Origin of the sequence: Brachybacterium sp. ACRRE (genome assembly GCF_022346485.1) — a bacterium.
Lineage (GTDB): Bacteria > Actinomycetota > Actinomycetes > Actinomycetales > Dermabacteraceae > Brachybacterium > Brachybacterium halotolerans.
In genome coordinates, this window is record NZ_JAKRMO010000009.1 from 1 (window position 1) to 14917 (window position 14917).

Below are 14917 nucleotides of genomic sequence, written 5' to 3' on the forward strand. Positions count from 1 at the left end.
CCGCCCCGCCTCGCGCGTCGTCCTGTCCCCGTCCCGTGCCCCGGCCGCCCGCGCGTCCCGCTCCCTGTGGTGGCCCCGGCCACGTACAGCGGCGCCGACGGTCCCCGTTCGGGTGACCGGCCTGACGCCCACGGTCATGGGCCGGTAAAGGGACGCTCCGAACGCTCTCAAGTTCCGTTCAGACCCCTCGCATACTCCCCGCGCGCCCGGGAACATGGATCCCGGACGGTCCGGCAGGCCCCAGGGCCCCGTCGTCCTCTTCACCCCCACCGCGCGGTCGTCGCGCACTTCCCCAGGGGGAGCGCACGACGAATCGACGAGACACAGGTGGGTAGGACGACGTGAAGAAGACTCCGTGGATCATCTCTGCGGCCGTGGCAGGGCTGCTGGTCGCCGGCGGCGGCGGCACCGCGTACGCGGTCTCCAACGAGGCCGGCGTGGACGTGTACGGCGAGCACAGCACCGTGCGCACCTTCAGCCCGACGGTGGGCGCGCTCCTCGAGGCGCAGGGCGTCACCGTGCGCTCGACGGACCTCGTGACCCCCTCCATCGATTCCGTCGTCACCGACGGCATCGACATCCAGGTCGTCCACCGCAACCCCGTCACCGTCACGGTGGACGGGAAGGCGCACGAGGTCCTCACGACCGGCGACACCGTGGCCGACGCCCTCGCGGAGCTCGACGTCGACACCAAGAAGGCGCATGTGAGCCCCGACCCGGAGACCACGCTCAGCGCCGAGGGCACCTCGGTCGAGGTGCAGACCGCGAAGTCCGTGACCTTCAAGGGCCAGTACGGCCACAAGACCTTCACCGTCTACTCCGACACCGTCGGCGAGGGCATGGAGGAGGTCCTGAAGAACATCGAGGACACCGACACCGCGAAGCCCGGTCGCGACGAGGAGCTGACCGACGGCATGACCGTCACCGTCCAGCGCGTGCGCGAGAAGGAGTCGACGAAGAAGGAGTCCGTCGACTTCGCGACCAAGACCAAGAAGTCCGACGAGCTGACCGAGGGCACCACGAAGGTGCAGACCGAGGGCCAGAAGGGCACCAAGGAGACGAAGGTCCGCGAGACGATCGTCGACGGCGAGGTCACCAAGACGAAGGTCCTGGACGAGAAGGTCACGAAGGGTCCGGTCGACGAGGTCGTCCTCGAGGGCACCAAGAAGGCCCCCGAGCCCGAGGAGACCTCGAGCGACTCGGACGACTCCTCAAGCTCCTCCGCGAAGGCCGACGACTCCTCGAGCGATGCCGACGCCTCGGCCTCGAAGTCCACGGCCTCGAAGTCCTCGTCCTCGAAGAGCTCGGAGAAGAAGTCCCAGGCCTCCTCCGACTCGAAGAAGTCCACGAGCTCCTCGAAGTCCTCCTCGAGCGCGAAGGCCCCCTCGGTCTCCAGCGGCTCCGTCTGGGACACGATCGCCCAGTGCGAGTCCGGCGGCAACTGGTCCATCAACACCGGCAACGGCTTCAAGGGCGGTCTGCAGTTCACCGATCAGACCTGGAAGGCGTTCGGCGGCGGGGCCTACGCCCCCTCGGCCGACAAGGCCTCCCGCGCGCAGCAGATCGCGGTCGCCAAGAAGGTCCAGGCCGCCCAGGGCTGGGGCGCATGGCCCGGCTGCACCTCGAAGCTCGGCATCGGCTGATCCGACGCCCGGAGCCCGATCGGGTGCACGGCGCGCGATCCCGCGTCACGCACGCACAGCGAGCGCATCACGGAGACCCGTGGTGCGCTCGCCGCGTCCTCGGGTGCCGCCGCCCTCGGGCGGGCATGTGATGTGCATCCGAAGGCACCCAGTCCTTTGACCCCCTGCACGCGGCGTCAGTAGACTGTCAAGAGCGTCCGGAGTGCCCTCTGGTCGTGATCGGGACTTCTCCCGGGCTGTCGACTCGAACGCCCGGGTGTCCCCCGCGAGGAGCGGATCCTCGTGGCATGCCCGAATCCGGGCGACGGGCGCATCCCCGCCCTCGTCCGCGGCGCGCGATCACGGTGCTCCGACGCACGGACGGCGCACGTCGTCCGCGCGGGTCGCCGTGCCCACTCCCGGGAAGCAGGGGAGCGCACGACGGGTCGCCGGCCGCATCCGCGGCCACAAGATGGAGATCCGGGGGGACCAACACTCCCGTCGGCAGAACAGGAAGAGTCGAAGTGCCCACTATTCAGCAGTTGGTGCGCAAGGGGCGGACGGTCAAGTCCTCCGCTTCGAAGACCCCGGCGCTCAAGGGTTCGCCCCAGCGCCGCGGCGTCTGCACGCGCGTCTACACCCAGACCCCCAAGAAGCCGAACTCGGCGCTGCGCAAGATCGCGCGCGTGCGCCTGTCCACCGGCATCGAGGTGACGGCGTACATCCCCGGCGTCGGCCACAACCTGCAGGAGCACTCGATCGTGCTCGTGCGCGGCGGCCGTGTGAAGGACCTCCCGGGTGTCCGCTACAAGATCGTCCGCGGCTCCCTGGACACCCAGGGCGTCAAGGGTCGCCAGCAGGCCCGCTCGCGGTACGGCGCGAAGAAGGAGAAGAAGTAATGCCTCGTAAGGGAGCAGCTCCCAAGCGCCAGCTCGTGGTGGACCCGGTCTACGGCTCCCCGCTGGTCACCCAGCTCATCAACAAGGTCCTCCTCGACGGCAAGAAGACCGTCGCCGAGTCGATCGTCTACGGCGCCCTCGAGGGCTGCCGCGAGAAGAACGGCCAGGACCCGGTCGCGACCCTCAAGAAGGCCCTGGACAACGTCAAGCCCAGCCTCGAGGTGCGTTCGCGCCGCGTCGGCGGTGCGACCTACCAGGTCCCCGTCGAGGTCAAGCCCGGCCGTTCGACGACGCTGGCCCTGCGCTGGCTCGTCAGCTACTCGCGCGCCCGCCGCGAGCACACGATGACCGAGCGGCTCATGAACGAGCTGCTCGACGCGTCCAACGGTCTCGGCGCCGCGGTCAAGCGCCGGGAGGACACGCACAAGATGGCCGAGTCCAACAAGGCCTTCGCGCACTACCGCTGGTGAGACGGCAGGGCCCGCCCGCCGGATCCCAGGATCCGCGGCGGGCGGGCCCCGCCTCCCACCGCACTCCAGACCAGCAGCCCTCCAGAAAGGCCCAAGTCAGTGGCACTCGCAGTGCTCAGCGACCTCACCAAGGTCCGAAACATCGGCATCATGGCCCACATCGATGCCGGTAAGACCACCACGACCGAGCGCATCCTCTACTACACCGGTGTCAACTACAAGATCGGCGAGACGCACGACGGCGCCGGCACGATGGACTGGATGGAGCAGGAGAAGGAGCGCGGCATCACCATCACGTCGGCCGCGACGACCTGCTACTGGCACGACAGCCAGATCAACATCATCGACACCCCCGGTCACGTCGACTTCACCGTCGAGGTGGAGCGCTCGCTGCGCGTCCTCGACGGCGCCGTGGCCGTGTTCGACGGCAAGGAGGGCGTGGAGCCCCAGTCCGAGACGGTGTGGCGCCAGGCCGACAAGTACGACGTGCCCCGCATCTGCTTCGTCAACAAGATGGACAAGCTGGGCGCGGACTTCTTCTTCACCGTGCGCACCATCGTCGAGCGCCTCGGCGCCAAGCCGCTGGTGATGCAGGTCCCGATCGGCGCGGAGAACGACTTCCGCGGCGTCGTCGACCTGGTCGAGATGAAGGCCTACGAGTGGCCGGAGACGTTCCCCGAGGATGCTCCGGAGTTCGGCAAGAAGAAGGGCGATCCGGCACTGGGCCAGTACCAGGCCGAGGTCCCGATCCCCGCGGAGCTCCAGGACACCGTCGACGAGTACCGGGCCAAGCTCGTCGAGGACGTCGCCGAGAGCACCGAGGAGCTCATGGAGGCCTACCTCGAGGAGGGCGACCTCACCGTCGACCAGCTCAAGGCCGGCATCCGTCACCTCACGGTGAACTCGGAGGCCTACCCGGTCTTCGCCGGCTCCGCGTACAAGAACAAGGGCGTGCAGCCCATGCTCGACGCGGTCGTGGACTACCTCCCCTCGCCCCTCGACGTCCCGCCGATGGTCGGCCACGACGTCAAGGACGAGTCCAAGGAGCTCACCCGCCGCCCGTCGACCGACGAGCCCTTCTCGGCCCTGGCCTTCAAGCTCGCGACCCACCCGTTCTTCGGCACGCTCACCTACGTGCGCGTGTACTCCGGTCACGTCAAGAGCGGCGACCAGGTCATGAACTCGACCTCGGGCAAGAAGGAGCGCGTCGGGAAGCTCTTCCAGATGCACTCCAACCAGGAGAACCCCGTGGAGGAGGCCTTCGCCGGCCACATCTACGCGTTCATCGGCCTGAAGGACACCACCACCGGCGACACCCTGAGCGATCTGCAGAACCCGATCGCCCTGGAGTCGATGACCTTCCCCGAGCCCGTGATCTCCGTGGCCATCGAGCCCAAGACCAAGGGCGACCAGGAGAAGCTCTCCGCGGCGCTCCAGAAGTTCCTCAAGGAGGACCCGACCTACCAGGTCGAGCTGGACGACGAGACCGGCCAGACGGTCATCCGCGGCATGGGCGAGCTGCACCTCGACATCCTCGTGGACCGCATGCGCCGCGAGTTCAAGGTCGAGGCGAACATCGGCAAGCCGCAGGTCGCGTACCGCGAGACCATCAAGCGGACGGTCGAGAAGTTCGACTACACGCACAAGAAGCAGACCGGCGGCTCCGGCCAGTTCGGCAAGGTGCAGATCACCTACGCGCCCCTCGAGGACGCGGAGGAGGGCGTGTTCTACGAGTTCGAGAACCTCGTCACCGGTGGTCGCATCCCGCGTGAGTACATCCCGTCCATCGACGCGGGCATCCAGGATGCGCTGCAGTCCGGCGTCCTCGCCGGCTACCCGGTCGTGAACGTCCGGGCGCAGCTGATCGACGGTGCGTACCACGACGTCGACTCCTCGGAGATGGCCTTCAAGATCGCCGGCTCCATGGCGACCAAGGAGGCCCTGCGCCTCGCGAACCCGGTCATCCTCGAGCCGCTCATGGCGGTCGAGGTCCGGACTCCCGAGGAGTACATGGGAGATGTCATCGGCGACCTGAACTCGCGTCGCGGGCAGGTCCAGTCGATGGAGGACGCGAGCGGGGTCAAGATCGTCCGTGCTCTCGTCCCGCTGTCGGAGATGTTCGGCTACGTCGGCGACCTGCGGTCCAAGACCCAGGGTCGCGCGGTGTACTCGATGCAGTTCGACAGCTACGCGGAGGTCCCGAAGACCATCTCGGACGAGATCGTCGCGAAGACCCGGGGCGAGTGAGGCAGCGGAGGGGAGACGGGTACACTCGATCCGCCTCTCCTCCGACCCCGCGGCGGAGGCCCGCAGGCCGGGCGCCCGCCGTCCCGAACCAGTAGTACCCAGATGAGACAGTCCTAGGAGGACACCACAATGGCCAAGGCCAAGTTCGAGCGGACCAAGCCGCACGTCAACATCGGCACCATCGGTCACGTCGACCATGGCAAGACCACGCTGACCGCTGCGATCTCGAAGGTCCTGTACGACCAGTACCCGGATCTCAACGAGAAGCGGGACTTCGACCAGATCGACAACGCGCCGGAGGAGAAGCAGCGCGGCATCACGATCAACATCTCGCACATCGAGTACGAGACCGAGAAGCGCCACTACGCGCACGTCGACGCCCCCGGCCACGCCGACTACATCAAGAACATGATCACCGGTGCGGCCCAGATGGACGGCGCGATCCTCGTGGTCGCGGCGACCGACGGCCCCATGGCCCAGACCCGCGAGCACGTGCTGCTCGCCCGTCAGGTCGGCGTCCCCTACCTGCTGGTCGCGCTCAACAAGTCCGACATGGTCGACGACGAGGAGATCCTCGAGCTCGTCGAGATGGAGGTCCGTGAGCTGCTCGGCTCGCAGGAGTTCGACGAGGACGCCCCCGTCATCCGCGTGTCCGCTCTCAAGGCCCTCGAGGGCGACGAGAAGTGGGTCAAGTCCGTCCAGGACCTGATGGCCGCGGCCGACGACAACATCCCGGACCCGGTCCGCGATCTCGACAAGCCCTTCCTCATGCCCGTCGAGGACGTCTTCACCATCCAGGGCCGCGGCACCGTCGTGACCGGCAAGGTGGAGCGCGGCAAGCTGCCGATCAACTCCGAGGTCGAGATCGTCGGCATCCGCCCGGCGCAGAAGACCACGGTCACCGGCATCGAGATGTTCCACAAGCAGATGGACGAGGCGTGGGCCGGCGAGAACTGCGGTCTGCTCCTGCGCGGCACCAAGCGCGAGGACGTCGAGCGCGGTCAGGTCGTCGTGAAGCCGGGTTCGATCACCCCGCACACCAACTTCGAGGCGCAGGTCTACATCCTGTCCAAGGACGAGGGCGGCCGTCACAACCCGTTCTACTCGAACTACCGTCCGCAGTTCTACTTCCGCACCACGGACGTCACCGGCGTCATCACGCTGCCCGAGGGCACCGAGATGGTCATGCCCGGCGACAACACCGAGATGTCGGTGGAGCTCATCCAGCCCATCGCCATGGAGGACGGCCTCGGCTTCGCCATCCGCGAGGGTGGCCGCACCGTCGGCTCCGGCCGCGTCACCAAGATCATCAAGTGATGATCGCGGGCGCGAGCCCGCAGACGTGAGCTGATCCCCCAGGGGAGAGCTCGAAGGCCCCGGATCCATCCGCCGCACGGCGGGAGGATCCGGGGCCTTCGTCATGCCCGGCCGGGGGAGGTGCGGCCGCATGGCGACGGGACCGGGAACGCGCGGTGCGCATCCGAGGGGGATGCGGAATAGGAAGGCCCGCCCACCGCGTGCATCAGCGGTGGGCGGGCCGTCGTGCGTGGATCATGTCCCGCGCGGGGAGCGATGATCGCGATCGGCGCCGTGGGTGCCGGCGCAGGACCTCAGCGGCTCAGCGCCGCGGATCCTGGGTGGGCGCGCCGGCATCGTCCTCGTCGGTCTGCTCCGGATCCGCGGTCGGGGCCGACGCGGGCCTGCCGTACTGCGGTCGCGACGGGCTCGCGGCGGAGGCGCTGCGGGTGGGCGCGGGCGCAGCGGGCCTGCCGTACTCGGGGCGGTTCCCCGCGGAGGGGGCGGGCGCGCCGCTCGCGTCTGCAGGGGCCGACGCCGCGTGGTCGGTCCCGGAGCCCTGGCCCGTGTACGCGGCCGACGGGGCGGCGGTGCCCCGTGCCTGCTGGGGACCGGTGCCGCCGTGCGCGCCGGCGGCGCTCTGCGCGCCGTATTCGCCGTGCGGCGGGCGTGCGGGCTGCTGGGTGCCAGCGGCGGCGGGCACGACGGGAGCGCCGTTCGTGCCGCGGCCGGTGGTCTGCGGTGCGGCGGGACCGGGAGGGGTCGCGCCCGCCGCGAGCAGGATGCTGCGCGCCGCCTGCGCGTGGCTGTGCTCGACCATCAGCTCGTACTGCATGGGGATCGTCGCGGTCATCGAGGTGAAGTCGCGGTTCCCACCGGTCGCCGCGTAGCTGATCGCCGACCAGATGGTGAAGAAGACGACCCCGAACAGCACGCCCGAGATCACCGTCTGCACCAGATGGCCGGAGAACAGGGCGAGCAGCAGTCCGATGAACAGACCCATCCAGACGCCGCTCAGCGCGCCGTTCAGCAGGACCTTGCCCCACGTGCGCCGACCCGTGACCCGCTCCATGAGCTTGAGGTCGGTGCCCACGATCATCGTGTTCTCGACCGGGAACTCGGCATCCGCGAGAGCATCCACCACGGCCTGCACCTCGGCGTAGGTGCTGTAGGTGCCGAGCGAGCGGGGATACTCGAGCTTGTAGAGCCGCGCCGTCAGTGGTGAGGGCTGCTGCTGAGGCTGTGTCATGCACGCGAGCCTAGAGGACGGATCAGGGCGGCACCGAGGTATCGCCTGGACGTCCGCTGGATGGCGACGGGGTGCGCGCCCCGCGTGGTGGCTCCGAGACCGGCGACGACCGGTCCCGTTACGTGTTCGTGACCGACTGAGCGGTTATTCGATCAGATCCACGCAAGCCGCGCATTATGATCATGGCACGAGGTGCGCCGACGACGACGTCGCCTCGTCATGACGGTCCAACGACACCCTGTCCACTCGATGACGAAAGCAGGAGACCATGGACTCCTCTCAGGACTCTTCCGACATGATGACACCCCTCGAGCGCCTGGCGGCCTCGCGGCGCAGCTTCCTCGCCCTCGCGGGCGCCGGCGGCGGCGCGGTCGCGCTCTCGGCCTGCGCGGGCGGCGGGGGAGGCGACGACTCCTCGTCCGGCGGCGATGCGGCCGACGGCGGCGGCGACAAGTCCGACGACAACCCGTTCGGCGTGAAGTCCGGCTCGAGCGTGGACGTCGTCATCTTCGACGGCGGCTACGGCGACGACTACGCGAAGGACGCCGGCAAGGCCTTCGAGAAGCTGCACTCGGACATCACCCCCAAGGTCACCTCGACGGTGAACATCCAGCCCGAGCTGCAGCCGCGCTTCGTCGGCGGCAACCCGCCGGACCTCTTCGACAACTCCGGCGCCCAGTCCATGAGCGTCGAGGCCCTCGTCAACCAGGACCAGCTCGCCGACCTCCAGCCGCTGCTCGACGCGAAGGGAGTGGACGGCACCGCGATCAAGGACACCCTGCTGCCGGGCGCCACGGATCCCGGCACGTACTCGGGCACCTTCCTCGCACTGAACTACGTCTACACGGTCTACGCGATCTGGTACTCGGCCAAGCAGTTCGAGGACAAGGGATGGTCGGCCCCCAAGACCTGGGACGACCTGATGGCCCTCGGCGAGGAGGCGAAGAAGGACAAGATCGCCCTCTTCTCCTACGGCGGCCAGAACGCCTCGAACTACTACCAGGAGCTCGCCCTGACGATGGCGATCAAGGAGGGCGGCCTGGACGTCCAGAAGAAGCTCGACTCCCTGGATGCCAAGGCCTTCGAGCAGGACACCGTCGTCAAGGCCTTCGCGGCGATGGAGGACGCGGTTAAGGCCGGCTTCTTCGCCAAGGGCGGCGAGGGGATCAAGCACACCCAGGCGCAGACGGACTGGGTGACCGGCAAGTCGGTCATCTATCCCTCGGGCTCGTGGATCGAGAACGAGCAGCGCGAGGTCACCCCCGACGACTACGAGATGACGGGTGCCCCGGCACCGCTGCTGAGCAGCGGTGCGAAGCTCCCGTACGAGGCCGTCCACGGCACCGCGGGCGAGCCGTTCCTGGTCCCGTCCAAGGGCAAGAACACCGCCGGTGGCATGGAGTTCCTGCGCGTGATGCTCTCCAAGGAGCAGGCCACGAACTTCACCACGCTCACCGGTTCGCCCACCGTCGTGAAGGATGCCGCGCCCACCGGGGACGACGCCTCGACGGCGCTGAAGTCCGTGCTCTCCATGATCGAGGGGGCGGGGGACAACACCTTCACCTTCAACTTCGTGGACTGGTACAACCTGGGCCCCGACACCGTGACCCAGTGGACCGAGTTCCTCTCCGGCGCGATCGGCGCCGACGAGCTGCGCGAGAAGCAGCAGAAGATGCTCGACAAGGTGCGCGAGGACGACTCGATCAAGAAGTTCGACGTCGAGTGATGGTCGCGGTCCCCACGACGGCGCCGACCGCGGAAGCTCCCCGCTCCCGCGGTCGGCGCCAGCGCCTCACGCTCGAGCGGGTGGTCTTCTTCGCCATCTTCCTGGGACTGCCCCTGCTCGTGTACGTCCTGTTCGTGGTCTCGCCGTTCGTGCAGGCCTTCTACTACTCGCTGACCGACTGGCGCGGCGTCTCCGCCTCCCAGGACTTCATCGGTCTGAAGAACTACGCGACGCTGTTCGCGGACGACAACTTCCGTCGGGCCCTGTGGCACAACGCGGTCCTGATGGTCGTGCTGCCGCTCATCACGATCACGCTGGCCTACGCCCTCGCGGTGCTCGTGACGATCGGCGGCGACAGCCGGGGCGAGGTCAAGGGCATCCGCGGCGCGAGCGTGTACCGCGTGATCAGCTTCTTCCCGTACGTCATCCCCGCGGTCGTCATCGGCATCCTCTTCGCCTTCATCTACGCCCCGGGCGGCGGCCTCCTGAACGGCCTCCTCGGTCTGGTGGGGATCGACTCGCAGATCGCCTGGCTCGGTGATCCCCGGGTCGCCATGGCGGCCATCGTCGTGGCCGTCGTGTGGAACATGGTCGGGTTCTACATGGTGCTGTTCGTGGCCGCGATCAAGGCCGTGCCCTCGGAGGTCATCGAGGCCGCCCGACTGGACGGCGCGGGTCGGCTGCGCCTGTCGGTGCAGGTCGTCCTGCCGATGATCCGCGAGAACATCTCGACCGCCCTTGTGTACATGGGGATCATGGCGCTGGACATGTTCGTGTTCGTCAACGTCATGACGCCCAACGGCGGCACCTCGAAGAGCACCGAGGTGGTCTCGAGGTACCTCTACGAGACGGCGTTCCAGAAGTCGAACTTCGGCCTCGCCTCCGCCATGGGCGTGGTGATGGCGCTGTTCACGATGATCATGGCGGCGATCGTGCTGCTGTCCAGCCGCAGGAGGGAACGATGAGCGCCGTGAGGACCGCAGACGCCGACGCCGCCGGGCGGACGTCCGCGTCGTCCGGCTCCGGGGGAGCGGTGCCGGTCGAGCCGCGTCGACGACGTGCCTCCGGGGGCGACCGGGTCTTCGCCGCCGTGTCCCACGTGATCCTCGCGCTGTGGGCCCTCGTGGTCATCCTGCCCCTGCTGTGGACCGTGTTCAGCTCCTTCAAGGACTCGCGCTCGATCCTCGCCTCGCCGTTCAGCTTCCCGAAGACCTGGAACTTCGACAACTTCGCACGGGCGTGGACGACGGCCGGCATCGGCCGCTACTTCCTGAACACGGTGATCGTGGTCGGCGCCTCGCTCGTGCTGGTCATGCTGCTGGGGGCGATGTGCGCCTACGTCCTGGCGAGGTACACGTTCCCGGGCCGCACGATCATCTACTACGCGCTGATCGCCGGCCTGACCTTCCCTCTGTTCCTCGCCGTGGTCCCGCTGTTCTTCATCCTGAAGTCCATGGGGCTGCAGGGGAACTACCTGGGACTGATCCTGAGCTACGTGGGCTTCGCCCTGCCGTTCACGGTGTTCTTCCTCTACGCCTTCTTCCGGCAGCTGCCGGACGAGATCGGCGAGGCGGCGCAGATCGACGGTGCGGGGGACTTCCGCACCTTCTTCCAGGTGATGCTGCCGATGGCGAAGCCGGGCCTGGTGTCCATCACGATCTTCAACTTCCTGGGCCTGTGGAACCAGTTCCTGCTGCCGATCGTGCTGAACACCGACCCCGACAAGTACGTGCTGGCCCAGGGCCTCGCGAACATGCAGGCCCAGCAGGGATATCAGACGGACTGGTCGGCGATGTTCGCCTCCGTCACGATCACCATCCTCCCGGTGCTGATCGTCTACGTGATCTTCCAGCGCCAGCTCCAGGGCGGCGTCGGACCGAGCACGAACAAGTAGGAGCACGGGACGCGGGCCCCGGGAACTGGGCCCGGGCGCCCTGTTCCGGACGGGCCGATGGTGGGGAGCCGTGGCGATATCGCCACGGCTCCCCACCATCGGCCCGTCTGCGACGTGGGCACGCGGCACCGCCGGGTCCTTCGACCGTTCGTGGGAAGACGACGCAGGATCGGTGCGAGGCCGGTGCGAGGCCGGTGCAAGGCCGGTGCAAGGCCGGTGCGAGGCCCGTGCACTGTCCGCGCGCCGTCCGCGCGATCGCCGGCCGGACCGCGCCGCGGGCTGTGCCGTGTGACTCGCTCCACCTGTCCTGCCCTCGACGCGGAGCATGCGGGATGGCAGACTGGGGGAGTTGTCTGTGCGGGCCGACATGCCCGGTTCCGTTCTCCGCTCCCGCGCTCTGCGCGACGCGGCGAATGATCACCGGATGAGGCCCAGCCCCAGGATGCGAACGGCGCCACCGCGTCGAGAGCGCATCGTGAAGAGGGAGAGCACGGACCAGCCGGCAACGGTCACTCGCCCATGGGGCTTCGTCCCCTAGGGAGTGCGACACGCCCGTCCTCGGGTACCGGTGCCGACTGCATGAATGTCCAGACGAGAGAGAGACAGGACGCCATGGCGGGACAGAAGATCCGCATCAGGCTGAAGTCGTACGACCACGAGGTCATCGATAGCTCGGCGCGCAAGATCGTCGACACGGTGAGCCGTGCGGGTGCGACCGTTGTCGGCCCCGTGCCGCTGCCGACCGAGAAGAACGTGTTCTGCGTGATCCGTTCGCCCCACAAGTACAAGGACTCCCGCGAGCACTTCGAGATGCGCACGCACAAGCGTCTGATCGACATCGTCGATCCCACGCCCAAGGCCGTGGACTCGCTGATGCGCCTCGATCTGCCGGCGGACGTCAACATCGAGATCAAGCTCTGAGGCAGGCCGATATGAGCAACGAACTGACAGGGCAGGCTGCCCGCGCCGTCGCCGGCGTGCTCGGCACCAAGCTCGGCATGACCCAGGTCTGGGACGAGAACGGCAAGCTCGTGCCGGTCACTGTCGTCCAGACCGACTCCAACGTCGTCACCCAGGTGCGCTCCGTGGAGAACGACGGCTACGACGCGGTCCAGATCGCGTACGGCCAGATCGATCCCCGCAAGGTGAGCAAGCCGCTCAAGGGCCACTTCGAGAAGGCCGGCGTGACCCCGCGCCGCCACCTCGCGGAGCTGCGCACCTCCGATGCCGCGGACTACACCGTGGGCCAGGAGCTCGACGCCTCCGTGTTCGAGGCCGGCCAGAAGGTCGACATCGTCGGCACCACCAAGGGCAAGGGCACCGCGGGCGTCATGAAGCGCCACGGGTTCGCCGGTGTCAGCGCCTCCCACGGTGCGCACCGCAACCACCGCAAGCCCGGCTCGATCGGCGGCGCCTCCACCCCTGGTCGCGTGTTCAAGGGCCTGCGCATGGCCGGCCGCATGGGCAACGTCCGCACCAGTGTCCAGAACCTGACCGTGCATGCGGTCGACGTCGAGAAGGGCCTCGTGCTCGTCAAGGGTGCCGTCCCCGGCCCCAAGGGCGGTCTCGTGCTGGTCCGCTCGGCCGTCAAGAGCCCCGTGAAGGAGGCCTGAGCCCGATGGCAGAGAACCTGACCGTCGACGTCCTCGACCCGGCCGGGAAGAAGTCCGGCACGGCCGAGCTCCCCGCGTCGATCTTCGACGTGCACACCAACGTCCCGCTCATCCACCAGGTCGTCGTCGCCCAGCTCGCGGCCGCCCGCCAGGGCACGCACAAGGCGAAGACCCGCGGTGAGGTGGCCGGCGGCGGCAAGAAGCCGTACAAGCAGAAGGGCACCGGCCGGGCTCGTCAGGGCTCGATCCGCGCTCCTCAGTTCGCCGGCGGCGGCATCGTCCACGGGCCGGTCCCGCGCGACTACAGCCAGCGCACCCCCAAGAAGATGAAGGCCGCCGCGCTGCGCGGTGCCCTCTCGGACCGGGCGCGCAACGGCCGCGTCCACGTCCTGAGCTCGCTGCTCGAGGGCGACGCGCCCTCCACCAAGGCCGCGCGCTCCGCGCTGGGCCGCATCTCCGAGCGCGAGCACGTCCTCGTCGTGATCCGTCGCGACGACGAGCTGGGCGCCCTGAGCACCCGCAACCTGCCCACGGCGCATGTCCTGTTCGCCGACCAGCTGAACACCTACGACGTCATGCTCAGCGACGACGTCGTGTTCACCTCCGGCGGTCTCGAGGACTTCGTCGCGCGCGCCACCCTGTCCCTGCCCACGTCCTCCTTCGCCGCGGCGAAGAACGCGGGCGTCGAGGAGGAGTCCAAGTGACCACGCTGAACAAGGACCCGCGGGACATCGTCCTGGCCCCGATCGTCTCCGAGAAGAGCTACGGGCTGATGGACGAGGGCAAGTACACCTTCGAGGTGGACCCCCGCGCCAACAAGACCGAGATCAAGATCGCGATCGAGAAGATCTTCGACGTGAAGGTCGCCTCGGTGAACACGATCAACCGCCAGGGCAAGGCGCGCCGCACCCGCTACGGGCTCGGCAAGCGCAAGGACACCAAGCGCGCTGTCATCACCCTGACCGACGGAACCATCGACATCTTCGGAGGGTCGGTCGCCTGAGCGACCGATCGCCGAGGATCCGAAGAGAGTCAGAGGGAAACCCACCATGGGAATTCGCAAGCACAAGCCGACCACGCCGGGCCGTCGCGGCTCGAGCGTCGCCGACTTCGTCGAGATCACTCGCAGTGAGCCCGAGAAGTCGCTGGTCCGCCCGCTCTCCAAGAGCGGCGGCCGCAACTCCAACGGCCGCGTCACCTCGCGTCACCGCGGCGGTGGCCACAAGCGCGCGTACCGCGTGATCGACTTCCGCCGCGCCGACAAGGACGGCGTGAACGCCAAGGTCGCCCACATCGAGTACGACCCCAACCGCACCGCTCGCATCGCGCTGCTGCACTACGCGGACGGCGAGAAGCGCTACATCCTCGCCCCGGCGAAGCTCCGTCAGGGCGACTGGATCGAGAACGGCGCCGGCGCGGACATCAAGCCGGGCAACAACCTGCCCCTGCGCAATATCCCGCTGGGCACCGTGGTGCACGCCATCGAGCTGCGCCCCGGCGGCGGCGCGAAGATCGCCCGCTCGGCCGGCGCCTCCGTGCAGCTGGTCGCCAAGGAGGGCCGCTTCGCGCAGCTGCGCATGCCCTCCGGCGAGATCCGCAACGTCGACGCGGACTGCCGCGCGACCATCGGCGAGGTCGGCAACGCCGAGCAGTCGAACATCAACTGGGGCAAGGCCGGCCGCATGCGCTGGAAGGGCAAGCGCCCGCACGTGCGCGGCGTGGTCATGAACCCGGTCGACCACCCGCACGGCGGCGGCGAGGGCCGCACCTCCGGTGGTCGTCACCCGGTGTCGCCCTGGGGCCAGCCCGAGGGCCGCACCCGGCGTCCGAACAAGGAGAGCGAGAAGCTCATCGTCCGTCGTCGCCGCACGGGCAAGAAGCGCTGATAGGGAGCCAGAAGT

The 14917-nt window shown here is 68.4% G+C and carries 14 protein-coding genes; 13 read left to right on the forward strand and 1 reads right to left on the reverse strand.

The genetic code is table 11. From position 1 onward, the window contains the following. Positions 1 to 341 precede the first annotated feature (341 nt). The 5 genes from MHY49_RS19180 to tuf all read left to right on the forward strand — a co-directional run bounded on the left by MHY49_RS19180 (position 342) and on the right by tuf (position 6555). A complete protein-coding gene (locus MHY49_RS19180) occupies positions 342 to 1643 on the forward strand; it encodes a transglycosylase family protein (RefSeq protein ID WP_370645973.1) in 1302 nt (433 codons plus the stop codon). Positions 1644 to 2146: 503 nt separating this feature from the next. Beyond that, positions 2147 to 2521 carry a 30S ribosomal protein S12 gene (gene rpsL, locus MHY49_RS04110; RefSeq protein ID WP_152351771.1) on the forward strand — a complete coding sequence of 125 codons (375 nt, stop codon included), beginning with the start codon at positions 2147 to 2149 and terminating at the stop codon, positions 2519 to 2521. Continuing rightward, on the forward strand, positions 2521 to 2991 hold the full coding sequence (gene rpsG, locus MHY49_RS04115; protein WP_109274669.1) for a 30S ribosomal protein S7: 471 nt from the start codon (positions 2521 to 2523) through the stop codon (positions 2989 to 2991). Before rpsL ends, rpsG begins: the two co-directional genes overlap by 1 nt. Positions 2992 to 3090: 99 nt before the next feature. Beyond that, complete coding sequence (fusA, locus tag MHY49_RS04120) at positions 3091 to 5238, forward strand: elongation factor G (RefSeq protein WP_239202817.1); 2148 nt, start codon at positions 3091 to 3093, stop codon at positions 5236 to 5238. Positions 5239 to 5367: 129 nt separating this feature from the next. Continuing rightward, the gene (tuf, locus tag MHY49_RS04125; protein WP_200501874.1) at positions 5368 to 6555 is read left to right on the forward strand and encodes an elongation factor Tu; all 1188 of its coding nucleotides are present in this window, start codon (positions 5368 to 5370) and stop codon (positions 6553 to 6555) included. 301 nt (positions 6556 to 6856) lie between these two features. Here the strand turns inward: tuf and MHY49_RS04130 are convergent, their stop codons facing one another. Next, the gene (locus MHY49_RS04130) at positions 6857 to 7783 is read right to left on the reverse strand and encodes a general stress protein (RefSeq protein ID WP_239202819.1); all 927 of its coding nucleotides are present in this window, start codon (positions 7781 to 7783) and stop codon (positions 6857 to 6859) included. A gap of 295 nt (positions 7784 to 8078) precedes the next feature. Here MHY49_RS04130 and ngcE point away from each other — a divergent pair, with 295 nt between their 5' ends. From ngcE to rplB, 8 genes are all read left to right on the forward strand, one after another. Further along, complete coding sequence (gene ngcE, locus MHY49_RS04135; protein WP_239202821.1) at positions 8079 to 9509, forward strand: N-acetylglucosamine/diacetylchitobiose ABC transporter substrate-binding protein; 1431 nt, start codon at positions 8079 to 8081, stop codon at positions 9507 to 9509. Then, positions 9509 to 10474: a carbohydrate ABC transporter permease gene (locus tag MHY49_RS04140; protein ID WP_239202823.1), complete on the forward strand. Its 966-nt coding sequence runs from the start codon at positions 9509 to 9511 to the stop codon at positions 10472 to 10474. The genes ngcE and MHY49_RS04140 overlap by 1 nt, the downstream gene beginning before the upstream one ends. Continuing rightward, complete coding sequence (locus MHY49_RS04145) at positions 10471 to 11403, forward strand: carbohydrate ABC transporter permease (RefSeq protein WP_200501871.1); 933 nt, start codon at positions 10471 to 10473, stop codon at positions 11401 to 11403. Before MHY49_RS04140 ends, MHY49_RS04145 begins: the two co-directional genes overlap by 4 nt. A gap of 612 nt (positions 11404 to 12015) precedes the next feature. Then, positions 12016 to 12324, forward strand: coding sequence for a 30S ribosomal protein S10 (rpsJ, locus tag MHY49_RS04150; protein ID WP_050668652.1), 309 nt, complete (start codon positions 12016 to 12018; stop codon positions 12322 to 12324). 11 nt (positions 12325 to 12335) lie between these two features. Next, positions 12336 to 13016 carry a 50S ribosomal protein L3 gene (rplC, locus tag MHY49_RS04155; protein ID WP_152351777.1) on the forward strand — a complete coding sequence of 227 codons (681 nt, stop codon included), beginning with the start codon at positions 12336 to 12338 and terminating at the stop codon, positions 13014 to 13016. Positions 13017 to 13021: 5 nt separating this feature from the next. Then, positions 13022 to 13720 (forward strand): 50S ribosomal protein L4, encoded by a 699-nt coding sequence (rplD, locus tag MHY49_RS04160; protein WP_239202825.1) that lies wholly within the window; start codon positions 13022 to 13024, stop codon positions 13718 to 13720. Further along, complete coding sequence (gene rplW / locus MHY49_RS04165) at positions 13717 to 14019, forward strand: 50S ribosomal protein L23 (RefSeq protein WP_200501869.1); 303 nt, start codon at positions 13717 to 13719, stop codon at positions 14017 to 14019. The genes rplD and rplW overlap by 4 nt, the downstream gene beginning before the upstream one ends. A 46-nt stretch (positions 14020 to 14065) precedes the next feature. After that, on the forward strand, positions 14066 to 14902 hold the full coding sequence (gene rplB, locus MHY49_RS04170; RefSeq protein WP_200501868.1) for a 50S ribosomal protein L2: 837 nt from the start codon (positions 14066 to 14068) through the stop codon (positions 14900 to 14902). Positions 14903 to 14917: the final 15 nt, after the last annotated feature.

Bases quoted from the DNA above. Each gene is read 5' to 3' on its own strand.
- rplD (WP_239202825.1), top strand. From the start codon at position 13,022: ATGGCAGAGAACCTGACCGTCGACGTCCTCGACCCGGCCGGGAAGAAG.
- ngcE (WP_239202821.1), top strand. From the start codon at position 8,079: ATGATGACACCCCTCGAGCGCCTGGCGGCCTCGCGGCGCAGCTTCCTC.
- tuf (WP_200501874.1), top strand. From the start codon at position 5,368: ATGGCCAAGGCCAAGTTCGAGCGGACCAAGCCGCACGTCAACATCGGC.
- rplB (WP_200501868.1), top strand. From the start codon at position 14,066: ATGGGAATTCGCAAGCACAAGCCGACCACGCCGGGCCGTCGCGGCTCG.
- MHY49_RS04145 (WP_200501871.1), top strand. From the start codon at position 10,471: ATGAGCGCCGTGAGGACCGCAGACGCCGACGCCGCCGGGCGGACGTCC.
- rplC (WP_152351777.1), top strand. From the start codon at position 12,336: ATGAGCAACGAACTGACAGGGCAGGCTGCCCGCGCCGTCGCCGGCGTG.
- rpsG (WP_109274669.1), top strand. From the start codon at position 2,521: ATGCCTCGTAAGGGAGCAGCTCCCAAGCGCCAGCTCGTGGTGGACCCG.
- MHY49_RS04140 (WP_239202823.1), top strand. From the start codon at position 9,509: ATGGTCGCGGTCCCCACGACGGCGCCGACCGCGGAAGCTCCCCGCTCC.
- MHY49_RS04130 (WP_239202819.1), bottom strand. From the start codon at position 7,783: ATGACACAGCCTCAGCAGCAGCCCTCACCACTGACGGCGCGGCTCTAC.
- rpsJ (WP_050668652.1), top strand. From the start codon at position 12,016: ATGGCGGGACAGAAGATCCGCATCAGGCTGAAGTCGTACGACCACGAG.